Source organism: Streptomyces sulphureus DSM 40104, from assembly GCF_000381025.1.
Lineage (GTDB): Bacteria > Actinomycetota > Actinomycetes > Streptomycetales > Streptomycetaceae > Streptomyces > Streptomyces sulphureus.
Genome location: NZ_KB905814.1, coordinates 364,379 through 385,776, shown reverse-complemented (window position 1 = coordinate 385,776; position 21,398 = coordinate 364,379). Strand labels below are relative to the sequence as shown.

Below are 21,398 nucleotides of genomic sequence, written 5' to 3'. Positions count from 1 at the left end.
TCGTGCTTGCTTGTGAATGTGAACGCTTTCACGAATCCCTTCGCAAGGGAAGGGGGACCACTCTGATGTGACGCTGGTCCCACTGAAGTGAGAAGGGGGATTCGGGCTCTCAAGGGGGCCCGCCTTGGGGCCGTCCCGATCGCCATGAAGAGACTCGCAAACCTCGGCAGCGGGCACAACCCCTTCTGGAAAGTTTTTTTTGATTCCTTGGTGTCGCTTAACTCACAGCCGTACTTCCAGAGGGTGGAAGCTGGCCTAAACGTTCGAGTAAAAGGACTTTAGGGGTTTCCGCTTACACAATCACACGCAGTGCACGGCGTACGCCTGTGAACGTCACGCTGGAACGCACTCCCAGGTGGTCACCGTCCAGTTGGAACGGCAGCGGCACCTGGGAATGCAAGGTGAACTCCGGGAGGTCGTGGAGCGTGGTCGCGTGCTTCCCGTGCAGGCCGCGCTCGGGGCTCGAAGTGAGGAGTTGCGTGCCGTACCGGCTCACCGCGGCCGGCGTCAGCCTGGAGAGACCGAGGACGTCGAGCGCGTCGTCGAACGACGCTTGCGGGGCCGCGTAGAGGGGGCGGTTGCCGAGGTACGTCCACGGAGCGGTGTTGCAGACCACGGCCAGCACGAGGTCGCGGATCGGATCCTCGACTTCCGGCAGCTCCAGGGTGATCGTGCCCTTCGAGCGGTGCGTCTCGCCCAGGAACTGCCGGAGCACCTGGCGGACGTAGAGCGCGTTGGTGGCGCGCTTGCCGCGCTCGCGCTGCTGCTCGACCCGACCGACCGCACCGGCGTCGAACCCCAGTCCCGCGGTGAAGGTGAACCAGCGCGGGGCGACGGCCGCGTCCTCGGTGCCGGGGGTGCCGGCGGCGAGGCCGAGGCCGACGGTGCGTGCGCTGCCGGTCTGGAGGGCGTCGAGGAGCGCGCCCGTCGCCTCGATGACGTCGTTGGGGAGGCCGAGGGCGCGCGCGAAGACGTTCGCCGAGCCGCCGGGGACCACTGCGAGACCCGGGAGGCGCTCCGCGTCGGGGCCCTCCTCCAGGAGGCCGTTGACCACCTCGTTGACGGTGCCGTCGCCGCCGAGCGCGATGACGAGTTCGGCCGAGCCGTCCTGTGCGGCGCGGCGGGCGAGGTCCCTGGCGTGGCCGCGGTACTCGGTGAGTGCGACGTCCAGTTTGAGGTCGCTGGCGAGCGCGTGGGTGAGCACGTCACGGGTCCGGGCGCTGGTGGTGGTGGCTGCCGGGTTGACCACGAGGAGTGCGCGCATGGGGTGCAGAGTACCCATGCGCGCTGCGGGCGGCCCAGCCCGTACCCGGGGACGGCCCGGGTACGTACCGTCGCGGCGTTAGGGTGCGAGGTGTGAGTGAGAACCGGGAGCAGGTCGAGCCGAAGCGGCTGACGCGTATCACCGTCGCCTCCGTGCTGACGGCGCTCGAAGGCGTCGTGGTCGCCGGGTTCGGCATCGTCTCGCTGGTGCTCCTCGCCACCCGTACACCGGACGGCACGGTGCAGGCGGCGACGATGGCCGTGACCGTGCTCGCGCTCTCGGTGATACCGCTGCTGGCGGCGCGCGGACTCTGGCTGTCGAAGCGCTGGGGCCGCGGGCCCTCGATGATCGTCCAGGTGCTGTCGCTCCCCTTCGGCTGGCAGATGGCGCAGAACGGCGGGGCGTGGACGTTCGGTGGGCTGGTGATCGCGGGTGTGGGGGTGGTGGTGATCGGCTGCCTGCTCAACCCTCCGGCGATCCTCGCGCTCCGCGCGGGCGACGAGGAGGCGGGCGGCGCGCAGCGCGGCTGAAACGCGAACGGGGCGGCCGGGCCGCCCCGTTGACGTGTGAGGGACGCCTCACTCCTCCACGAGAAGCTTGTCCCGAAGCTGTGCGAGGGTGCGCGCAAGGAGCCTGGAGACGTGCATCTGCGAGATGCCGACCTCCTGCGCGATCTGCGACTGGGTCATGTTCCCGAAGAACCGCAGCAGCAGGATCTTCTTCTCGCGCGGCGGGAGCTCCTCCAGCAGCGGCTTGAGCGACTCGCGGTACTCGACGCCTTCGAGCGCGTCGTCCTCGGCCCCCAGGGTGTCGGCGACGGCCGGGGACTCGTCGTCGGTGTCGGGGACGTCGAGGGAGAGGGTGGAGTACGCGTTCGCCGACTCCAGGCCCTCCAGGACCTCTTCCTCGGAGATCGAGAGGCGCTGGGCCAGCTCGTGCACCGTGGGGGCGCGGCCGTGCTGTTGGGAGAGTTCGGCCGTCGCCGAGCTGAGCGAGAGCCGGAGCTCCTGGAGCCTGCGGGGGACGCGGACCGCCCAGCCCTTGTCCCTGAAGTGCCGCTTGATCTCACCCACCACCGTCGGCGTCGCGTACGTCGAGAACTCGACGCCGCGCTCCGGGTCGAAACGGTCGACGGACTTGATGAGGCCGATCGTTGCGACCTGGGTGAGGTCGTCGAGGGGTTCGCCGCGGTTGCGGAAGCGACGGGCGAGGTGCTCGACGAGCGGGAGGTGCATCCGGACCAAGTGCTCGCGGAGCGCCGCGCGTTGGGGCGAGCCCTCGGGGAGGGCGCGCAGTTCCGAGAAGAGTGCGCGGGCGCTGCTGCGGTCCTGCGGGGCCGGCAGGGTGTCCTGCTCGCTCCGTCCCTCTGTCGCGTCCTGCTGCTCCATCGCGTCCGCCCGCTCCGCCTGCTCAGTTCGCTGACTGCTCGGGTCCGCCGGGTGCGGCCTCGCCTGCTGCTCGGGGACGCCGGGCCCCGTCCACGCGGCGCCGGGGCCACCGGTGGTCGCCCCGGGAGCGCCGGCGGCCTCCCTCGCCTCCCTCGCCTCGTGCTCGGTCACGATGCGCCGGGGCCCGTGCCGCGCTTCTTGTGCAGGCTGATGCTGACCGTGCGGTCCTCGTCGACGGAGGAGTCGACCTCGCCTGCGAGTGCGGAGAGCACCGTCCAGGCGAAGGTGTCGCGCTCGGGAGCGCGGCCGTCGGTCGTCGGTGCCGAGACGGTGACGCGCAGGGAGTCTCCGACGAGGGTGAAGACACAGCTCAGTACGGAGCCGCCCACGGCCTGCTGGAGCAGGATGGCGCACGCCTCGTCGACCGCGATCCGGAGATCCTCGATCTCGTCGAGGGTGAAGTCCAAGCGGGCGGCGAGGCCGGCCGTCGCCGTCCGCAGCACCGACAGATAGGCACCTGCCGCGGGCAGCCGGACCTCGACGAAGTCCTGCACCGCGGGCTCGCCTGCGATCTGGGACACCCTCACCTCCATGGGGGCACAAGCCCGTTGGGCTCTTCTTTCTCTGCTCGGGGGAGCGCCGAATGGAGCCGTCCGCCCGTAGCCCTTCTTTGCGGTGGGCCACCGACGGGAGCGGCGCTCCTGCACAGGTGACGCTACCGCGAACCTGTCCGGCGTGCGGCCCGCACCGATCTTTGGTCGATCTTCGGCTCCCCGGCCGGGAGCGTAACCCATAGTAAACATATGAGCACTTTGCGTGGCTAGGGGGTCGGTGCGTCAATTCCCGGATGACTACGCTGTGTTGGCCTTGGCGAGGGCGTGCAGGGGGTCCCCGGACATCCGGAAGACCGTCCAGTCGTCCATCGGCTCGGCGCCGAGCGACCTGTAGAAACCGATCGACGGGTCATTCCAGTTCAGTACCCACCACTCGAAGCGTTCATAGCCCCGCTCGACACAGATTCGGGCAAGGGCCGAAAGCAGTGCCCTGCCGTGTCCGCGGCCGCGGGCCGAGGGGCGGACGTAGAGGTCTTCCAGATACACACCGTGAGTACCGGTCCATGTGGAGAAGTTCCTGAACCACAGTGCGAAACCAATGCGTTCACCGTGTGTGACGTCTTCGGCGATGAGGGCGAAGACCGCCGGGTGCGGGCCGAAGAGTGCCTCGGTGAGTTGCTCCTCCGTCGCCCTCGCCTCGTCCGGGGAGCGTTCGTACTCGGCGAGTTCCCTGATCATGGTGTGGATCTCCGGCACGTCGTCCGGTGTCGCGGCTCTGATCACGGGAAAAAGCGTACGTGCGGGCCCCTGTCTCACCCGGCCGGGGCTCCCGTCACGACGGCCGTGACGCTGCTGCCCGGCGGGAAGGCCCCTTCCCGGGCGAGGTGCGAGAGCGCGAGGAGCATCTTCGCGACATAGACGCGCTCCAGGCGCAGCCCGTTCCGCTCCTCGAACTCCTGGGCGAAGGCTTCGAGTTCGGGTGTGGTGCGGGCGTAGCCGCCGCAGTGGAAGCGGTCCTCGACGCGCCACGCGCCGCACGGGGCGCCGAAAGCGGAGTGCTGGAGGCGGGATACCTCACCTGTGAGGAAGCCGCCCTTGAGGACGGCGACGCCCAGGGCGTGCTGCCCCTCACCGAGCCCGGCCGCGAGGCCCGCGAGCGTGCCGCCGGTGCCGCAGGGGACCGCGACCGTTCCCGGTTCGGTGAGTTCGGCGCCGAGCGCTGCGGTGCCGTGGACGGCGGCGGCGTTGCTGCCGCCCTCCGGCAGGAGGAGGAAGTCGCCGAAGCGGGAGTGGAGGTCGGCCTCCGTCTCCGGGTCTGCGCGGTGGCGGTAGGCGGAGCGGGAAACGAAGTGGAGTCGCATGCCGTCCGCGGCGCACCGGGTGAGTGTCGGGTTGAGCGGGCGGGCGGCGAGCTCCTCGCCGCGTACGACGCCGATGGTGCGAAAGCCGAGGAGGCGTCCGGCCGCCGCGGTGGCGCGGAGGTGGTGGGAGTAGGCGCCGCCGAAGGTGAGGAGGGTGTGGTGGCCGGACTGGGCCGCGGAGCGCAGATTGGGGGCGAGTTTGCGCCACTTGTTGCCCGGTATCTCGGGGTGAATCAAGTCGTCACGTTTGAGGGTGAGTCGGACATTCCTTGCGGTGAATGCGGAGTCGTGCGCCTCCTGGGTCGGCGAGGGGAGGCGCGGGGCGAGGGTCTCCGGGAGGGCGGGCACCCTCCCATTCTCCGGTGCTTCGGGCGGAGGTGCGGGCGGGGGCCGGCGCCCGGGCGACGGGGCGCACCAGGCGCGACCGTCGTCGGGCGCCGGCCGCCTCCGGCTACTTCAGCAGCCGGGAGACACGGTCGCGGAATGCGTCCATCGTGAAGCCCCGCGGGTCGACCTTCTGGTCCGTCCACTCCAGGTGCCCGATGACGGAGCGGGCGTTCCAGCCGTGGTGCCGGCACAGGGCCGCGCACGTGCGTGCCATCGCGTCCAACTGCTCCTCGGGCCAGGTGTCTTCGCCGTCACCGAGGTTCACGCACTCCAGGCCGTAGAAGGCCCGGTTGCCGTCGGCGTTCTGCTGGTCGGGGGAGGGCGGGCGGCGCTCGGCGATGACGGCGCGCAGGACGTCGTCGTCGCCGAGGCCGGCGTGGTTGGCGCGGCCGTGGCCCACCAGGTGGACCGTGCCGTTCTTGGTGACGCAGGCGTGCGCGAGGGGGCCGGGGAGGTCGGGCCTGCCGTCGTAGACGAGGTCGACGGTGGCCTGTGCGCCCTCGGTCGCGGTGTGGTGGATCACCACACCGTGGACGGGGCCCCAGGGGCCCTGCTGGTTGCGGTTGTGGTTGCGCCAGTCGCGGACCTCCTCGACGGAGACCTTCTCCGCACGCAGCGCTTTCAGCAGTGCGTCGGCGGTGATCGGTGTGGCCATGTGTGCCCCCCGTGGCTAGGGATCGGTGTGCGGTGTGCGGTGTTCTTCCGCCGGCGACGGGTGGTCAAGGTGTCTTCTGGCTCTACCCCGTCGCCGGTGCTCCTAGCGGGGCGTGCGTCTCTCCCGTGGGAGCACGGTGCGCGCGAAGAGCTGCTGGACGCACCGCTGGCGCGAGTAGGGTCGCAGGAGCCGCGGGATGCGGTTGCGCGCGGCGCGCACTCTGCCCGAGCCCGCGAGCGGTGCCTCGTCGAGGAACGTCTGCCAGGTCGCGCACGCCTCCTCCAACCTCCCTGCATGCAGCAGGAGTTCGGCGAGCTCGGCGTGGCAGAGCGCACGGGCGCGGCGCTCGCCGGGCGGCCTGGTGCGGATCGAGGCGCGCAGATCGGAGAGTGCGCCGTTGCCGTCTCCGAGTGCACGCCGCATCCGGCTCGACTGGTAGAGGAGCGCGGACTCCCGGTAGGCGCCGAGAGGGTCGGAGTCGGGCGCCTCGGGGCCTGTGGTGAGGTCGGCGGGAGCCGCCGCGAGGTGCTGTTCCGCGTGCCGCAGCGCGGAGGTCGCGCCGGGTGCGTCGCCGTTCGCGGCGCGGGAGACGGCGAGGCCCGCGTAGAGGAAGGAACGGGTGCCGGGGGCTGCGGCGTCGGGCGCGGAGCGGCAGGCCGCCTCGGCGAGCGCGAGGCTCTCCGTGACGTAGCCGAGCTGCTCCGCCTGGGTGCCGAGTGCCCTGCGGGCGAGCGCGACGCCCGTGGACTCCGTGGCTTCGGCGGCGAGTTCGGCGGCCGTGAGGAAGGCCCGCTGCGCGAGCCCGTGCCGCTGCTCGTCGGCGTAGACCCGCGCGAGCAGGTAACTCAGGCGCGCCGCCTGGGAGAGGAGGGCGCGGTGGTGGGCGCCGTCCGTGCCGGTGCGCAGCGAGCTGACGAGGCCGGAGAGGTACGCGGCGAGCGGGGTACGGATGTGGCCGCCGCCGTAGCGGTCGGCCTGCTGCGCGAAGAAGCGCACGTGCTCGCGGGCGGAGGCCGCCTCGTCGGGCGTCGTCGTCCTGGCGCGCGCGGTCGCGAACCTGTCCGCGCGTCGGTGCGCGGGCGTGGCGGCGGGGGCGAGCAGCGCCAGCCGGTAGGGGTGGGGAGACGGTGCATCGGCGCGCGGGGGCGCGACGACGGGCCTGGTGAGCGCCGTGAGGCGGTCGGCCGGGTGCGGCGGGAACGGCTCGGTGTGCGGGCCTCCGGGGGCGCCGAACGCCTCGTCCTGCGTGGCGCGTTGGTGCTCGGTGCCGGCGGTGCCCGGCTCCATGCCGAGCTCGGCGAGCGCGACGGGTCGGCCGAGCCGGCGGGAGAACGCCTCGGCGACGAACCGCCGCACCTGCGGATCGGGCCGGCTGCCGCGCAGCCAGTGCGCGACGGAGGTGCGGTCGTACCGAAGATGTACGCCGGCCTCGGCGCCGAGACGAACCACCGTGTGCGCCAGGGCTGCCTGCGTCCAGTCGCTCTCCCGCAGCAGCGCGCGGAGTTCGGGGTTGGGGCGGAGATGCCGCGGGGTGCTCTGCGGCCGGTGCTCCCGCGCCGGCGCCGCGGTGGGCGCCGTCGGCTGCGCCGTCTCGTGCGCCGGCGCACGGTACGGGCTAGCGGGCTTCATGACGCTGAGTGAGATCGAGCGCGAGAGGGTCGTTCACTTTCCGTAGCCTCCTTGGGGACTTCCGCACACGCCCTCGTGTGCGGCTACCCACAGCAAACCGCGCGCGGAGGCGGGGCGGGAGGGCGTGCAAGTACCGTGCACACGTGGCTTTTTCACACCCCGTGTGAACGCCCGTCCGTTACTCTGCGAAACACGAGACGGACGACCGGAGGGCGGCATGGAGCCCAACAGTCAACTGGACGCATTACTCGACCAGTCCGGCATGTCCCGTGCCGGACTGGCGACGCGCGTAAACCAGTCGGGAAGCGCAGCCGGACTCACCCTTCGTTACGACCACACGGCGGTGGCGCGCTGGCTCAAGGGGCAGCGTCCGCGTGGCAGGGTGCCGGAGTTGCTCTGCGAGGTCCTCGGAGGGAGGCTCGGCCGCACCCTCACCCTCGCCGACATCGGCATGGCAGGACCACCGGACGGCGCGGCCCCGCCACCGCAGAGCGCGGACGGCAGCGGACTCGGCGGCTTCGTCGAGCGGGCGGCGCTCCTGTGGCGCTCGGACCGCCTCCACACCGAGGACGCCGGGGGAGCCGCCCCCTCCCTCCTGCGCGGTGCGGCCGCGGTCGCGCCCGTCTGGGAGTGGGAGAACCCGCCCGCCGACGCGGACGTCTCGCACCGCGGCGAGCGCCCCGTGGGCGAGGCCGAGCTCTCGGTGCTCCAGGTGGCCCGAGGCCACTACGAGCGCCTCTACCGGAACGCGGGAGGCGTCGCGACCCGCGCCCGCGTCGTCGGCTTCCTCAATGCGGAGGTCGCCCCGCTGCTGCGCGGCCGGTACGAGGACGAGGTAGGGCGCGAACTCTTCAGGGCGGCCGGGTCGTTGGCCGCGATCAGCGGGATCTGCGCGTACGACACCGATGCGCAGGGCCTCGCGCAGCGCTACTTCCATCAGGCGCTGCGTCTGGGCAAGGCGTCGGGCGACCGGCTCTTCGGTGGGTACGTCGTCTCCCTCCTCGTCAACCAGGCCCTCTTCCTCGGCGACAGCCGCCACGCCATCGCCTGTGCCGAGGCCGTGCTGCGCTCGCCCCAGGCGCGGGCGAGCGCGGCGCTCACCTCGGATCTGTACGGGATGCAGGCGAAGGCGTACGCCATGCTCGGCGACCGGGGCGGCGCCTACGCCTGCATGCGGGCCGCCGAGGCGTACTCGGAACGCATCCGGCCCGAGGAGGAGCCGGCGGAGACCGGGTACGTACAGCCGGGGTTCGTGCAGGTGCGGCTGGCCGAGGCGCTGCTGGTCCTGGGCGAGTTGGCGACGGCGGGTAGGTACGCGCGCGAGTCGGCGGACGCGCCGGCGCACATCAGGGGGCGGGTCAACAGGCTCGCCACCCTCGCCGACGTGGAGCTGCGCAGCGGCGACGAGGAACAGGCGGCGGAGACGGCGAAGGAGATGGTCGGCCATGCGCGCGGCGTCGAGTCGCAACGCCTGCGCGGGCGTATGCGCGGGCTCAGACGGCAGCTCGTGCGGCATCGGAGTGCGCCGGCGGCCGAGGCGGCGCAACTGATCGACGACGCGCTGAGGATTCCGCTCTGACCACCGCAGCACCGAGTGGCCCTGTCCGGCCGCGGCAGCCACATGCTGGGATGTGCCCAACCTCCGTGAGGAAGGGGGCACACACGTGCAGTGGACCAACCTGGGTGAACGCACTGTGTACGAGAACCAGTGGCTACGGGTGCACCTCGCCGACGTCGAACTGCCGGACGGCCGGCACCTCGACCACTACGTGATCCGCCTGCGTCCGGTGGCGATGGCCACTGCGGTCAACGAGCGGAACGAGGTGCTGCTGCTCTGGCGGCACCGCTTCATCACCGACAGTTGGGGCTGGGAGATCGCGGCCGGCGTCGTCGAGGACGGGGAGGGGCTCGCGGCCGCTGCCGCGCGCGAGATGCGCGAGGAGACCGGCTGGGCCCCGGGGCGCCTCCACCGTCTGATGACGGTGGAGCCGGCGAACGGGCTGATGGACGCGCGGCACCACGTCTTCTGGTCGCAGCGTGCCGAGTACGTCGGGCACCCGGAGGACGACTTCGAGTCGTCGAGACGGGAGTGGGTGCCGCTCAAGGAGGTGCCCGAGCTCGTCGCGCGCGGGGAGGTGCCGGCGGCCAACACGGCGGCGGCGCTGCTCATGCTCCACCGGCTGCGCTTCGGCTGACCCGAGGGAGGCCGCGGTAGGGGCGCGGCGCACGTCCGCGCCCCTACCGCGCGGGGTCACTTCTTGAGGAAGGCGTCCCCGTGCTCCGCGATGTGCTGCTCCAGCCTGACCATCGATCCCTGGACGGCCTCGGCCGAGCCGTTGCTCCGCTGCTGCTCGTAGTACGCCTGGCCGAGAGCGCGCAGGAGCTCGTTGCCCGCGCGCTGGGCCTGGACCTCTTCGACCTTTTCCTTGCCCTGCGAAATGCCGCGCTGCGCCTGCTCCTTGGCGCGGTCGAGAAAGCCTGCCACGGTCCTGCCTCCTAGTTGTCGGGGTCTCGGGCGCGTGGCCCGTGCATGGGCACCTGCCCTGTGAACGACCGTCCGGCGGCAGCGGTTCCTGCGCGGCCTCACCTCCCGGGCGGCGGCTTCCGCGCGCACTCGGGCAGTACGGCGCGGGCGAGCCGTACCAGCTCAGGGACGGCGGGGTGCCCGGGCCCCGTGCGCCAGACGAGGTGGACGGGGACGGGCGGGGCGCCCGCCAGCGGGCGGTAGACGACGCCGGGGTGGTGGTGGAGCTCGGCGGTGGCGTCGGTGGAGACGCCCACGGCGCCGCCCGCGGCAATCGCACCGAGCCAGTCGTCGGTGTTGGCAACGCGCACCGTCGAGGCGGGGCGGTGCTCGGCGGGCCAGAGCGCGAGCGTGGTGAGCCCCGAGACGGAGTTGAGCACGACGGTCTCGTCCGCGAGGTCGTCGAGTGTCAACTGGTTGGTTGCGGACGCGAGTTCGCCCCCGGTGGGGACGGCGGCGACGCGGGCCTCGTCGAGGAGCCAGGCACGCCGGACGGGGGCCGCGTCGGGGATCTCTCCGCGGACGAGGGCGGCGTCGGTGCGGCCGCCCAGGAGCCCGGCCATGCGCTCGTCGATCCGCAGCAGTTCGAGCGGTGTCTCCGGATGTGCGGCCTTCCAGCGCCGGAGCAGTGGCGTCGTGTAGCGACCCAGCGCCGACCAGGAGTGCCCGAGGCGCACGGGCCAGTACCGGATGCGTGCGGGGTCGAGCGCGTCGTCGACGGCGGCGACGGCGGTGGCTGCCTTGTCGAGGAAGCTCCGTCCCTCCGAGGTGAGTGCGAGGTGGTGGGTCGAGCGGTCGACGAGCTGCACCCCGAGGTGGTCCTCGAGCTGCGAGAGCCGCCTGGAGAGGGTGGGTTGGCCGACGCCGAGCCGGGCGGCGGCGTGGGTGACGGTGCCCGCGTCGGCGATGGCGAGGAAGGCCCTCAGGTGGCGCAGGTCGGCGGTCATGGCTCCGGAGCATAGCCAGCGGCTTCCGGCCGGATACGGCGGTGTGGTGGGGCGCGCCGCCGTGCCGCGGCACTCGCGAGGGTGCAGATCGTGCTCCGTACGGCGGGGGCGACGGCATTGCGCGGAGCGAGGCGGGGCCGTGTAGCGGTGAGTGGACTCAGCAGTTTTTCGTACTTTTCGGGCGCCCGGTGCCCGAGCAACCGTCCGGAGACTGGAGCAGCACCCGTGCAAAGAGACCCTTCCGCCCAAGCCCCGCACGCCAAGAGAGCAGCCGCCCGCCGTCGACTCGCCGCCGTCGGCGCCCTCGCGGCCGTCGTCGGTGTCGCCGGGTGCGCGGGGCACCGTGCCTCGCGCGACCCGGAGGACCCCGCAGGCGCCGCGAGCCGGCAGCCGCAGCCCGCACGCGGGTTCACGCTCGTCGCGTCGGGGGACCTGCTCGTGCACGACTCGCTCATCCGGCAGGCCAAGGCCGACGCCGGTTCCTCGGGCGAAAAAGGCGCCTCCGCCTACGACTTCGGGCGGATGCTCTCGGCGGCGAAGCCGCTGGCGAGCGGCGCCGACCTCGCCCTGTGCCACATGGAGACGGTCTACGGGCCCGACGAAGGCCCCTTCGCCGGCTACCCGTCCTTCACCACGCCTCCGCAGTTGGCGAAGGCCGTCAAGGACGCCGGGTACGACAGTTGCTCGACGGCTTCGAACCACAGCCTCGACGCCGGCAGCGAGGGCGTCGCACGGACCCTGAAGGCGATGGACGCCGTGAAGCTGGGGCACGTCGGTTCCGCGCGGTCCGAGGCCGAGAGCCGACGCCCCGCCGTGCTGCGGGCCGGCAGCGCCAAGGTCGCCCAACTCGCCTATACCTACGGGACCAACGGCATCCCGCTGCCGGAGGGCAAGCCCTGGACCGTCAACCGCATCGACCCGCGCCGGATCGTCGCCGACGCTCGGGCGGCGCGGAAGGCGGGCGCCGACGTCGTCGTCGCGAGCATGCACTGGGGGACGGAGTGGCAGCAGGAGCCGGACGCGCAGCAACGTGCGCTGGCGAAGCGGCTCACCGCCTCGCGCCACCACGGGCGGCGCGACATCGACCTGATCATCGGCACCCATGCGCACGTACCGCAGGCGTACGAGAAGGTCAACGGGACGTGGGTGGTCTACGGGATGGGCGACCAGATCGCGGGCAAGATGGACGACCCGCGCGGCACGATGGGCTCGGCGGCGCGGTTCGCGTTCCGGCCGCCCGAGGACCCGGACGCCGGGGGCGCGGCGGCCGAATGGCAGGTCGGCCGGGCGGAGTACGTGCCGTACCTGATGGAGACCGAGCCCCGGCACACGCTCGTCAACCTCGGCCGCGACCGGGGGAGCGACGAGCGGCGGGAGGCCCACGCGACCATCGAGCGCGCCGTGTTGAGCCGGGGGGCCGACAAGTCGGGGTTGCGGCAGGGGAGTTGATACGAGGACGGTGCCGTCGCCCCGGAGACCGTTCGGTCTCTCCGCGGACCGCTTCCCGGCGCGTCGCGTCGGGGCGTCGGCGCCTCCCGGCCCTCGGGCGCGGCACCAACTTGCCGCCGTCCCGGGCGGGTTCGGATGTCCCCGCGTGGCGCATGGACGGTAGCCCCGCGGACGCGGGAACGTGTCCCTGGCGACCGTGACGGGGCGGCGGTACGAGCCGTAGCCGGCCCTGTGGGAAGGGCGAACCGGTGACGGCCGGAGGTCCGCGCGCGGGATGCGGGAACCGCTGTCCCGACGGTCATGCGCCTGCGGCATAGCCGCTCTCCGTACGGCATTTCACGCGGCGCGGCGCACCGGCATAGCGTGCGGTCATGAGCACTTCCGAGTCGGCGGCCGGGACCGCCGCACCCTCCCCCGTGCCCCCGCGGCCCGCGAGTGGGAAGGGGCGTGCGGGGGCGCTCGGCATGGTGATCGGGAGCGCGATGTCGCTTCAGTTCGGCTCGGCCGTGGCGGCGCTGCTCTTTCCCCGAGCGGGGGCGCTCGGCGTCGTGGCGATGCGGCTCGTCTTCTCCGCCGTGCTGATGCTGCTCGTCTGCCGGCCGCGGCTGAGGGGGCACGACCGCGGCGACTGGACGGCCGTGCTCGGGCTCGGTGTCGCGCTCGGCACCATGAACTCGCTCTTCTACCAGGCCGTCGAGCGCATCCCGCTCGGTGCGGTGGTGACGCTGGAGCTGCTGGGGCCTCTCGTCCTCTCCGTCGTGGCGTCCCGGCGCCTCGTCAGCCTCGTTTGGGCGCTGCTCGCGCTCGGTGGCGTCTACCTCCTCGGCAGCAGCTCGTTCGGCGAACTCAACCTGGCCGGGGCCGGGTTCGCGCTCGCTGCGGGCGCCATGTGGACGGCGTACATCCTCTTCAACGCGCGCGCCGGCGCACGCTTCGAGCGGGCGGACGGGCTGGCGCTGGGTCTGGGCGTCGCCGCGGTCGTCAGCGCACCCGCGGGGATCGTCAGCGCGCAGGGGACGCTCCTCGACCCCGTCGTCCTCGGGGTCGGCGCCGCCGTCGCCGTCCTGTCGTCGCTCGTGCCGTACACGTTGGAGCTCTTCGCGCTGCGGAGGCTGCCGGCGGCGACCTTCTCCGTGCTGATGAGCCTGATGCCGGTCGTCGCGACGGGCGCCGGGTTCCTCGTCCTCGGACAGAGCCTCGGGCCGCTCCAACTCCTCGCGATCGCCCTCGTCGTGGCGGCGAGCGCGGGTGCCGTGCGTACGTCGTCGGCACCGCGGTAGCGCCGGGTCCGGCCCCGATCGCGCTCTCGTACGCTGGAGCGATGACCACCCAGCAGCCGGCGCGCTGGACGGAGGACGGCAGGGAGCACTCGGCGCACTGGCGCTCCGAGAGCGGTGCCCGCCTCCCCGCCCGCCTCGCCCCGGCCGACGACCGGCTCAGCGCCGACCGTGCGTTCAAGCTCGTCTGCGAGGGCACCGGGCTCGTCTGGCGCGGCGACTTCCACCAGGCGAGGCAGTTGCTCCAGGCGCTCGCGCGGCGAGTGGAGCGCAAGCCCCCCAAACCGGGGGCCGAGCCGCGCGAGACGTTCCACCGCGCGCGGCAGTGGCAGTCCCGCCGCGCCGGGCTCCTCGGCATGCTTCTCGTGCCGCTCGAAACAGGCCCCGAGGGGTACGCGGTCCCGCTGCGCCGCGCACCCGCGGTGCACGAGGCGTGTGCGCAGGCGTACGGCCCCGCGCCCGCCGGCGCAGAGCGCTCCCTCGTCGCCTTGCGCGAGCTCGACGCCGTGCTCAGCGCCCACCAGTGGCAGTTGCGCGGCGTCGCCGTGCCGGCGCTCGGCGGGGAGCGCATCCATCCCCGGTACGGCGTCTTCTCGCCGGTGCGCGGCGAGTACGTCGACCTGGTGGCCCGCGCCGCGGACGAGCAGTTGCCTTCGCGCGAGCTCGCCTTCGACATCGGCACCGGGACCGGCGTGCTCAGCGCCGTGCTCGCGCGGCGCGGCGTCGCGCGGGTCGTCGCCACCGAAACCGACGAGCGCGCGCTCGACTGTGCTCGTGAGAACGTCTCACGGCTGCGCGTCGACGACGCGGTGGAGGTCGTCAGCGCCGACCTCTTCCCGCCCGGCGGGACGCGCGCACCGCTCGTCGTCTGCAACCCGCCCTGGGTGCCGGCGAAACCGAGCGCGCCCGTCGAGCGCGCCGTCTACGACCACGGCAGCCGTATGCTCCACGGCTTCCTCGACGGCCTCGCCGAGCGCCTCGCACCCGGCGGCGAGGGCTGGCTCGTCCTCTCCGACCTCGCGGAGCACCTCGGACTGCGCACCCGCGAGGAGCTCCTCGACCGGATCGCGTCGTCCGGGCTCCGGGTCCTGGGCCGCCTCGACGCACGTCCGCGCCATCCCAAGGCAGCGGACGCCGGCGACCCGCTGCACGCGGCGCGGGACGCCGAGGTGACGTCGTTGTGGCGGTTGGGCGTGCAGGGGTGACGGAGCAACCGGTGCGGTGGCACGGGGAGTTGCATGCCGCGCCGACGCAGGGCCGCACGGTGTGCCGGTGCGGCGGGCACGCTGTCGGCGTCGTCCGGTCGTTGCGAGGCGTATGCAGGTGGGGCGGGGATGCGGGGCCCTCGTGAGCGCACCCGGCCCGCCGTGGCGCCGCGGGGTGCGGCTGCCGGGCGGGCCGGGTGCGGGAGTGACCGGTGGACGGGGCCGCCGGTCGGACGGCTCGGAGCTCAGCCGCGCTTGGTCTCCCAGAAGATCTTGTCGATCTGGGCGATGTAGTCCAGCGCCTTCTGGCCGGTGGCCGGGTCGGTCGAAGCCTTGGCGGCGCTGAGCGCCTTCAGGGTGTCGTTGACCAGTTGGTGCAGCTCCGGGTACTTCTCGAAGTGCGGGGGCTTGAAGTAGTCGCTCCACAGCACCGAGACGTGGTGCTTGGCGAGCTCGGCGCGCTCCTCCTTGATGACGGTGGCACGCGTGCGGTAGTGCGGGTCGTCGCTGGCCTGGTACTTCTCCTGGATGGCCTTGACCGACTCGGCCTCGATGCGGGCCTGGGCCGGGTCGTAGACACCGCAGGGGAGGTCGCAGTGTGCGCTGACCTGCACCTTGGGGGCGAACAGGCTGGAGAGCATAAAGCTGTCCTTCCTCGTGATCGTCTTCTCACGTGCGAGATTACTCCGTGCGGGAAGTCTTTTCCCGTGTGCCCCCGCGGGCTTAGGACAAAAGTCCGGTGTCAGGCTGGAACGGACGGCTCGGCGAGCGGGCGCCGGACGCAGGGACCGGAGGCGGAGAGATGCCCGAGCAGGTGGCGGACGGCCGGGAGCGCGGGCACGCGCGCGGACTGCGCCGCGTCGGACTGGCGGAGGTTTACAACCCGTCGATGGAGCCGACGTTGCTCCCGGGCGACCAGCTCCTCGTCGTCTACGGCAGCCGGGTGCACGTGGGCGATGTCGTGGTGGTGCGCCATCCGTTCCAGCACGACCTCCTCATCGTCAAGCGCGCGGCCGAGCGCAGGGACGGCGGCTGGTGGGTGTTGGGCGACAACCCCCGAGTGCGCAACGACAGCAGGGAGTTCGGGATCGTCCCGGACGAACTGGTGCTGGCGCGGGCCTACTTGAGGCTGCGCTCGCCCCGGGGGACTCAGCGGTCGGTCTCCTCGACGCTGCGCCGTTCCGCCGGTGCGGTGCGCCCGCTGGTGCGGTTGTCGGGGCGCTCGCGCTCCTCGCTCTCGCGGCGCTTGCGCGCGCGGTAGGCGGCGACGTTGGCGCGGGTGGCGCAGCGGTCGGAGCAGTAGCGGCGCGAGCGATTGGTGGAGGTGTCGACGTACGCGTTGCGGCAGGGCGGCGCCTGGCAGATGCCGAGTCGGTCGGCGCCGACGCCGGTGAGGAGGAAGGCGAGGCCCATGCAGGCGGTCGCCGCGTAGCCGGCGGCGGCGCTCGCCGGGTGCTCGGCGAGGTGCATGTGCCAGCGGGGGCGGCCGCCGGGGCCCGTGGTCTCGTGTCCCGAGATCTGGGGGCTCGCGGGGAACTCGACGAGGAGCGCGTTGAGCAGGTCGACGGCGCGCACCTCGTCGCCCTCGGACGCGGCGGTGAAGACGGCCCGGAGCCTGCTGCGGACGGCGCGCAGGCGGGTGAGGTCGGACTCGGTGACCCGGCGGACGATGTGGCTCTGGAATCCGGCGAGTTGGCGCACGGCGTCGAGCGAGGTGAGGGAGTCCTCGTCGAGCGCGGGCCGCTCGGTGTTGACCAGCCGGACGGCCACCTGCGCGTATTGGCTGAGTTCCACTGCTCTTCCTTACGGTGCGCGGTGCGGTTCGGGGCGGAGCTGATGCGGCTGGCCCGGTGGTCGACCGTAAGAGCTGACCTTGCCCGGAGGCTATTACGTTTCGCGGATGCGCTCCTCTCGGGAGATCCCGGGCGGCACGGGGAGGAGTAAGAATGTCAGGGCGTTCCGGAACGGGCGACTCCGGTAGACGGTCAAACGCGCGGTGACGACAGGGCAGTTGCGCGTACGCCCGCAGGAGCCGCCCGTGCGAAGCGCGCCGCCCGCCCCGCGGTGCGGGACGGGCGGCGGCCGTGCCGGGCGGCGTACGGCTCAGTGGCGCGCGACGCCCTCCGCGCGTGCGGCGGCGGCGACGGCGGCGGTGACGGCCGGTGCCACGCGCTCGTCGAAGGGGGAGGGGATGACCTTCTCTGCGCTCAACTCGTCGGCGACGACGGCCGCGAGGGCCTCGGCCGCGGCGAGCTTCATGCCCTCGGTGATGTCGGTCGCGCCGACCTGGAGCGCGCCGGCGAAGATGCCGGGGAAGGCGAGCACGTTGTTGATCTGGTTCGGGTAGTCGCTGCGGCCCGTCGCCACGACCGAGGCGTACTTGCCTGCGACGTCGGGGTGGATCTCCGGCGTCGGGTTGGCCATGGCGAAGATGAACGAGTCCTTCGCCAGGGTGGCCACGGCCTCCTCGGGCACGGTGCCGCCGCTGACCCCGACGTAGACGTCGGCGCCGGCGAGTGCGGACTCCAACGAGCCGGTCCTGCCACTCTTGTTGGTGAACGAGGCGAGGTCGCGCTTGACGTCGGTGAGGTCGTCGCGGTCCGCCGAGACGATGCCCTTGCGGTCGCAGACGGCGACGTCGCCGATGCCGGCCTCGGTGAGGATGCGCGCGATCGCCACGCCTGCCGCGCCCGCGCCGCCGATCACGGCCCGAAGCTCGCCGAGCGACCTGCCCGCGAGCTTCGCCGCGTTGCGCAGCGCGGCGAGGGTGACGATGGCGGTGCCGTGCTGGTCGTCGTGGAAGACCGGGATGTCGAGGCGCTCCTTGAGCTTCGCCTCGATCTCGAAGCACCGCGGCGCCGAGATGTCCTCCAGGTTGACGCCGCCGAAGGACGGTGCCATGCGCGCGACGGTTTCGACGATCTCGTCCGCGCCGCGGGCGTCGAGGGCGACCGGAACCGCGTCGACGCCGCCGAATTGCTTGAAGAGGATGGCCTTGCCCTCCATCACGGGGAGGGACGCCTCGGGACCGATGTCGCCGAGGCCGAGCACCGCGCTGCCGTCCGTGACGACCGCGACCACCTGAGACTTCCAGGTGTACTCCGAGACCAGCTCGGGCTGTTCGGCGATCGCGCTGCAGACCTTGGCGACGCCCGGCGTGTACGCGAGGGACAGGTCGTCGGCGTTCTGCACGGGGACGGTGGCGCGCACCGCCATCTTGCCGCCCCTGTGCAGCGCGAAGGCCGGGTCGACGACGTCGCCCGTCAGCTCCTCGTTGCTATTGACGATCTCCGCTGCCACTTGTTGAACCCCTTTGTCGGAAAACTGCGTGAGGGTGAGCGCTCCCTGGTGGGGGAGCGGGCGGGTACCACGTCCGCCTCTCGCGCCGCGGACGACCGCGGGTGCGGGAGGTTGCGCGGGCGCCGGGCGCGCCGCACACGCGCCCTGGTCCCCGGGTGAGGGGTGTAATCGACCTTTCTACCGGAAGACGAGGGCGGGAGACGACCGGGCGGTGCGCTGTACGTCAGGTGGTTGGCGCGAATCCAGGGGACCGAGGCTCGATTGCGGGGCGTCGCGGCGGACAACTCACCGTACTGTGCAAGGAATTGGTACATAGGCGGGCCAACTTCCCCGGCGGAACGGTGCAAAGGGCGCGTATCGGGGGAGCAGGGGCGCGGCGGAGTACACCGGGCGGCGCACGGGTAGGGGAGTGGCAGCGTGACGGACGTCTCAGCGCTGGTCGCAGCGGTGATGCCTGCCTGCGGACTGCTCACTGGCGGCGGGGAGTCCCATGTCGGCCGATCTTCGTTCCGTTTTCGGATGAGCCAGTCCGTTATCCGATTTTGACTTCACCTGGACCTGGATCTGTCTACGCGGATGGCAGGATTCCTCCATTCCATGGTCGCGACATCCGAAGGTGCATGCCCGACCGCTCGGCTGGACAGATCCGCAGGAGGACCAAGCGATGACCGTCAGCACCCCCTCACGCGCATCCGCGCCGCGTCGTCGGATAGCCGCGGTAGGCGCCGCAGTGCTCGCCGGCTCGCTGCTGCTCGTCGGCTGCGGCGACCAGACCGAGGGCGCCGAGGGCTCCGGCAAGAGCTCGGACGCCCCGCTATACGACAGGCTCCCCAAGGACGTCAAGGACGCGGGCGTCATCGAGGTCGGTACCGACGCCGCGTACAAGCCCATGGAGTACAAGGACGGTCAGAAGATCGTCGGGCTCGACCCGGACCTCACCGACGCCATGAGCAAAAAGCTCGGCGTGGACTTCAAGTTCACCAACGGCACCTTCGACGGGCTCGTCACCTCGATGCAGACCGGCCGCTTCGACATGATCATGTCCGCGATGACGGACACCAAGGAGCGGCAGGAGGGCCTCGACGACAACGGCAAGAAGGCGGGCAAGGGCGTCGACTTCGTCGACTACCTCAGCGCCGGCAGCTCGATCCTCGTGCAGAAGGGGAACCCCGAGAAGGTCGAGGCCCTCGACGACCTCTGCGGCAAGAAGGTCGCCACCCAGCGCGGCACCACCTCGCACGCCCTGCTGAAGCAGCAGATCGAGAAGTGCGAGAAGGACGGCGAGAAGAAGCTCGACATCGAGGCGTTCGACAACGACGACGAGGCCCGGGTCCGCCTGAAGGCCGGCGGCGTCGCCGCCGACGTCTCCGACTTCCCCGTCGCCGCCAACTCGGCGAAGGAGAGCGGCGACTTCGAGGTCGTCGGTGAGCAGATGGAGTCGGCGCCGTACGGCATGGCCGTCCCCAAGGGCAGCCCGGAGCTGCGCGGGGCGCTCAAGGCCGCCCTCTCCGAGATCATCGACGACGGCAGCTACGAGAAGGCACTCAAGAAGTGGGGCGTCGAGGACGGCGCTGTCGACAAGGCGACGGTCAACGCCGGTTCCTGAGCGGCCGCGACGCCGTCACCCCGAGGCTGAACCCGAGAAGAGGCAACACCCGTGACAGCCGACCGTGCCGGGCAGGACGCACCCGGGGACGCCTCGCCGTCCCCGATGGTGCCGTCCCCGAGCAAGAACACCGAAACGGGGGAGACGACGGTCCCTCCCGCGGAGATACGCGCGATACCCGTGCGCCACTACGGCCGCTACCTGGCGGCCCTGGTGGTGCTCGCCGTCCTCGTCCTCTTCGTCAAGGCGCTTGCCTCGGCCGATCTCCAGTGGAGCGCGCTGGGCGAATTCCTCTTCGACGACCAGGTGTTGGAGGGCGCGAAGAACACGCTCCTCGTCAGCATCCTGGCGATGGTGATGGGGCTGGTCCTCGGGATCGTCCTCGCCGTGATGCGGATGTCGAAGAACCCGGTGACCTCCTCCGTCGCCTGGGGGTACATCTGGTTCTTCCGCGGTACGCCCGTCTACGTCCAACTGCTGCTGTGGTTCAACCTCGGACTGATCTTCCCCGTCCTCAACCTCGGGCCGATCTACAAGAACGAGATGACCGACGTCATGACTCCGTTCATGGCGGCGCTCCTCGGGCTCGGGCTCAACGAGGCCGCGTACATGGCCGAGATATGCCGGGCCGGTATCCAGTCGGTCGACGAAGGGCAGACGGAGGCGTCCCAGGCGCTCGGCATGACGAGCGCGCAGAACATGCGGCGGATCGTGCTGCCGCAGGCGATGAAGGTGATCGTGCCCCCGACGGGGAACGAGTTCATCAACCTGCTGAAGACCTCCTCGCTCTGCGCCGTGGTGATGTTCGAGGAGCTTCTGCGCAAGGCGCAGAACATCGGGAACACCTCGGGGTCCGTGGTCGAGCTGCTCCTCGTCGCGACCGTCTGGTACCTCGCGATCACCACCGTCTTCAGCATCGGCCAGTACTACCTGGAGCGGCGGTACGCGCGCGGGACGAGCCGCCAACTCCCCGACACGCCCTGGCAGAAGGTGCGGCGGAACCTCTTCACCTGGCACGACAGGCGCCCCGCCCGGGAAGGTGAGCACGCATGACCGCGATGGTCAAAGCCGAGCAGGTCCACAAGTCGTTCGGCCCCGTCGAGGTGCTCAAGGGCATCGACCTGGAGGTGGCGCCCGAGGAGGTCTTCTGCCTCGTCGGCCCTTCGGGCTCGGGCAAGTCGACGTTCCTGCGGTGCATCAACCACTTGGAGGAGATCAACGCCGGGCGGCTCTACGTCGACGGCACGCTCGTCGGGTACCGGCAGCAGGGCGACAAGCTCTACGAACTGCGGGACCGCGAAGTCGCCGCGCAGCGCAGGAACATCGGCATGGTCTTCCAGCGCTTCAACCTCTTCCCGCACATGACGGCGGCAGGGAACGTCATGGAGGCGCCCGTACGTGTCAAGAAGGAGTCGAAGTCCGCCGCGCGCGAGCGCTCGGTGGCGCTCCTCGACCGGGTGGGGCTCGGCGACAAGTGCGACAGCTACCCCGCTCAGCTCTCGGGCGGGCAGCAGCAACGCGTCGCCATCGCACGTGCGTTGGCGATGGAGCCGAAGCTGATGCTCTTCGACGAGCCGACCTCCGCGCTCGACCCGGAGCTCGTCGGTGAGGTACTCGACGTGATGCGGGACCTCGCCTCCGAGGGGATGACGATGATCGTCGTCACCCACGAGATGGGTTTCGCGCGGGAGGTCGGGGACTCGCTCGTCTTCATGGACGACGGCGTCGTCGTGGAGTCGGGGCACCCGCGCGAGGTGCTCGGCAACCCGCAGCACGAGCGGACGCGGTCGTTTCTGTCCAAGGTGCTGTGAGGGCGGCTGCGTTGCTTCCGGTCGACGTCGGTTGCTGAGGG

Annotated in this window: 22 protein-coding genes; 10 read left to right on the top strand and 12 right to left on the bottom strand. The window is 71.7% G+C overall.

The genetic code is table 11. The annotated features are described in order from the left end of the window. Positions 1-292: 292 nt before the first annotated feature. Positions 293-1,264 (bottom strand): diacylglycerol/lipid kinase family protein, encoded by a 972-nt coding sequence (locus F603_RS0105965; RefSeq protein ID WP_019545101.1) that lies wholly within the window; start codon positions 1,262-1,264, stop codon positions 293-295. A 92-nt stretch (positions 1,265-1,356) separates the two neighbouring features. On the opposite strand from F603_RS0105965, the gene F603_RS0105960 reads away from it, so the two are divergent. After that, positions 1,357-1,794, top strand: a complete 438-nt coding sequence (locus tag F603_RS0105960; protein ID WP_019545100.1) for an ABC-2 family transporter permease — start codon at positions 1,357-1,359, stop codon at positions 1,792-1,794. A 48-nt stretch (positions 1,795-1,842) separates the two neighbouring features. Here F603_RS0105960 and F603_RS0105955 read toward each other — a convergent pair whose 3' ends face one another. The 6 genes from F603_RS0105955 to F603_RS0105930 form a co-directional block, all read right to left on the bottom strand. Further along, positions 1,843-2,931 carry an RNA polymerase sigma factor SigF gene (locus F603_RS0105955; protein ID WP_425426955.1) on the bottom strand — a complete coding sequence of 363 codons (1,089 nt, stop codon included), beginning with the start codon at positions 2,929-2,931 and terminating at the stop codon, positions 1,843-1,845. Further along, a complete protein-coding gene (locus tag F603_RS0105950) occupies positions 2,820-3,233 on the bottom strand; it encodes an ATP-binding protein (protein WP_016907493.1) in 414 nt (137 codons plus the stop codon). The genes F603_RS0105955 and F603_RS0105950 overlap by 112 nt, the downstream gene beginning before the upstream one ends. A 270-nt stretch (positions 3,234-3,503) precedes the next feature. Further along, positions 3,504-3,989, bottom strand: coding sequence for a GNAT family N-acetyltransferase (locus F603_RS0105945; protein ID WP_019545098.1), 486 nt, complete (start codon positions 3,987-3,989; stop codon positions 3,504-3,506). A gap of 29 nt (positions 3,990-4,018) precedes the next feature. Continuing rightward, positions 4,019-4,915: a 1-aminocyclopropane-1-carboxylate deaminase/D-cysteine desulfhydrase gene (locus F603_RS0105940; protein ID WP_019545097.1), complete on the bottom strand. Its 897-nt coding sequence runs from the start codon at positions 4,913-4,915 to the stop codon at positions 4,019-4,021. 103 nt (positions 4,916-5,018) lie between these two features. Continuing rightward, positions 5,019-5,609, bottom strand: a complete 591-nt coding sequence (locus F603_RS0105935; RefSeq protein ID WP_019545096.1) for an N-acetylmuramoyl-L-alanine amidase — start codon at positions 5,607-5,609, stop codon at positions 5,019-5,021. Positions 5,610-5,711: 102 nt separating this feature from the next. Next, positions 5,712-7,238, bottom strand: a complete 1,527-nt coding sequence (locus tag F603_RS0105930) for an NsdA family TPR-like regulatory protein (protein ID WP_019545095.1) — start codon at positions 7,236-7,238, stop codon at positions 5,712-5,714. A 217-nt stretch (positions 7,239-7,455) separates the two neighbouring features. On the opposite strand from F603_RS0105930, the gene F603_RS0105925 reads away from it, so the two are divergent. Continuing rightward, a complete protein-coding gene (locus F603_RS0105925) occupies positions 7,456-8,817 on the top strand; it encodes an NsdA family TPR-like regulatory protein (protein ID WP_019545094.1) in 1,362 nt (453 codons plus the stop codon). Between the two features lie 85 nt (positions 8,818-8,902). Then, entirely contained in the window at positions 8,903-9,433 is a 531-nt protein-coding gene (locus F603_RS0105920; RefSeq protein WP_019545093.1) for an NUDIX hydrolase, read from the top strand. A gap of 56 nt (positions 9,434-9,489) precedes the next feature. Here F603_RS0105920 and F603_RS0105915 read toward each other — a convergent pair whose 3' ends face one another. Both F603_RS0105915 and F603_RS0105910 read right to left on the bottom strand, forming a co-directional pair. Next, positions 9,490-9,723 (bottom strand): hypothetical protein, encoded by a 234-nt coding sequence (locus tag F603_RS0105915; protein WP_016907486.1) that lies wholly within the window; start codon positions 9,721-9,723, stop codon positions 9,490-9,492. A 98-nt stretch (positions 9,724-9,821) separates the two neighbouring features. Continuing rightward, positions 9,822-10,709: a LysR family transcriptional regulator gene (locus F603_RS0105910; RefSeq protein WP_019545092.1), complete on the bottom strand. Its 888-nt coding sequence runs from the start codon at positions 10,707-10,709 to the stop codon at positions 9,822-9,824. 225 nt (positions 10,710-10,934) lie between these two features. On the opposite strand from F603_RS0105910, the gene F603_RS0105905 reads away from it, so the two are divergent. From F603_RS0105905 to F603_RS0105895, 3 genes are all read left to right on the top strand, one after another. Further along, positions 10,935-12,158 (top strand): CapA family protein, encoded by a 1,224-nt coding sequence (locus tag F603_RS0105905; RefSeq protein ID WP_019545091.1) that lies wholly within the window; start codon positions 10,935-10,937, stop codon positions 12,156-12,158. Positions 12,159-12,622: 464 nt separating this feature from the next. Next, complete coding sequence (locus F603_RS0105900) at positions 12,623-13,438, top strand: EamA family transporter (protein ID WP_019545090.1); 816 nt, start codon at positions 12,623-12,625, stop codon at positions 13,436-13,438. A 41-nt stretch (positions 13,439-13,479) separates the two neighbouring features. After that, positions 13,480-14,640: a methyltransferase gene (locus F603_RS0105895; protein ID WP_019545089.1), complete on the top strand. Its 1,161-nt coding sequence runs from the start codon at positions 13,480-13,482 to the stop codon at positions 14,638-14,640. A 245-nt stretch (positions 14,641-14,885) separates the two neighbouring features. Here the strand turns inward: F603_RS0105895 and sodN are convergent, their stop codons facing one another. Next, positions 14,886-15,281 carry a superoxide dismutase, Ni gene (gene sodN / locus F603_RS0105890; RefSeq protein ID WP_019545088.1) on the bottom strand — a complete coding sequence of 132 codons (396 nt, stop codon included), beginning with the start codon at positions 15,279-15,281 and terminating at the stop codon, positions 14,886-14,888. A 161-nt stretch (positions 15,282-15,442) separates the two neighbouring features. On the opposite strand from sodN, the gene sodX reads away from it, so the two are divergent. Then, on the top strand, positions 15,443-15,901 hold the full coding sequence (sodX, locus tag F603_RS33875; protein WP_078503561.1) for a nickel-type superoxide dismutase maturation protease: 459 nt from the start codon (positions 15,443-15,445) through the stop codon (positions 15,899-15,901). Here the strand turns inward: sodX and F603_RS0105880 are convergent. Together F603_RS0105880 and F603_RS0105875 are read right to left on the bottom strand one after the other, a co-directional pair. Further along, complete coding sequence (locus tag F603_RS0105880) at positions 15,790-16,434, bottom strand: CGNR zinc finger domain-containing protein (RefSeq protein ID WP_019545086.1); 645 nt, start codon at positions 16,432-16,434, stop codon at positions 15,790-15,792. The two genes, sodX and F603_RS0105880, sit on opposite strands and share 112 nt — an antisense overlap. A 309-nt stretch (positions 16,435-16,743) precedes the next feature. Then, the gene (locus F603_RS0105875; RefSeq protein WP_019545085.1) at positions 16,744-17,940 is read right to left on the bottom strand and encodes an NAD(P)-dependent malic enzyme; all 1,197 of its coding nucleotides are present in this window, start codon (positions 17,938-17,940) and stop codon (positions 16,744-16,746) included. 730 nt (positions 17,941-18,670) lie between these two features. On the opposite strand from F603_RS0105875, the gene F603_RS0105870 reads away from it, so the two are divergent. The 3 genes from F603_RS0105870 to F603_RS0105860 all read left to right on the top strand — a co-directional run bounded on the left by F603_RS0105870 (position 18,671) and on the right by F603_RS0105860 (position 21,357). Next, positions 18,671-19,546 (top strand): ABC transporter substrate-binding protein, encoded by an 876-nt coding sequence (locus tag F603_RS0105870; protein WP_019545084.1) that lies wholly within the window; start codon positions 18,671-18,673, stop codon positions 19,544-19,546. A 105-nt stretch (positions 19,547-19,651) separates the two neighbouring features. Continuing rightward, on the top strand, positions 19,652-20,599 hold the full coding sequence (locus F603_RS0105865) for an amino acid ABC transporter permease (RefSeq protein ID WP_026328173.1): 948 nt from the start codon (positions 19,652-19,654) through the stop codon (positions 20,597-20,599). Beyond that, entirely contained in the window at positions 20,596-21,357 is a 762-nt protein-coding gene (locus F603_RS0105860; RefSeq protein ID WP_019545082.1) for an amino acid ABC transporter ATP-binding protein, read from the top strand. The genes F603_RS0105865 and F603_RS0105860 overlap by 4 nt, the downstream gene beginning before the upstream one ends. Positions 21,358-21,398 lie beyond the last annotated feature (41 nt).

Excerpts from the sequence above, each read along its gene's own strand:
- F603_RS0105965 (WP_019545101.1), bottom strand. The coding sequence starts at position 1,264 with ATGCGCGCACTCCTCGTGGTCAACCCGGCAGCCACCACCACCAGCGCC.
- F603_RS0105935 (WP_019545096.1), bottom strand. The coding sequence starts at position 5,609 with ATGGCCACACCGATCACCGCCGACGCACTGCTGAAAGCGCTGCGTGCG.
- F603_RS0105930 (WP_019545095.1), bottom strand. The coding sequence starts at position 7,238 with ATGAAGCCCGCTAGCCCGTACCGTGCGCCGGCGCACGAGACGGCGCAG.
- F603_RS0105925 (WP_019545094.1), top strand. The coding sequence starts at position 7,456 with ATGGAGCCCAACAGTCAACTGGACGCATTACTCGACCAGTCCGGCATG.
- F603_RS0105910 (WP_019545092.1), bottom strand. The coding sequence starts at position 10,709 with ATGACCGCCGACCTGCGCCACCTGAGGGCCTTCCTCGCCATCGCCGAC.
- F603_RS0105900 (WP_019545090.1), top strand. The coding sequence starts at position 12,623 with ATGGTGATCGGGAGCGCGATGTCGCTTCAGTTCGGCTCGGCCGTGGCG.
- F603_RS0105895 (WP_019545089.1), top strand. The coding sequence starts at position 13,480 with ATGACCACCCAGCAGCCGGCGCGCTGGACGGAGGACGGCAGGGAGCAC.
- sodN (WP_019545088.1), bottom strand. The coding sequence starts at position 15,281 with ATGCTCTCCAGCCTGTTCGCCCCCAAGGTGCAGGTCAGCGCACACTGC.
- sodX (WP_078503561.1), top strand. The coding sequence starts at position 15,443 with ATGCCCGAGCAGGTGGCGGACGGCCGGGAGCGCGGGCACGCGCGCGGA.
- F603_RS0105865 (WP_026328173.1), top strand. The coding sequence starts at position 19,652 with ATGGTGCCGTCCCCGAGCAAGAACACCGAAACGGGGGAGACGACGGTC.
- F603_RS0105860 (WP_019545082.1), top strand. The coding sequence starts at position 20,596 with ATGACCGCGATGGTCAAAGCCGAGCAGGTCCACAAGTCGTTCGGCCCC.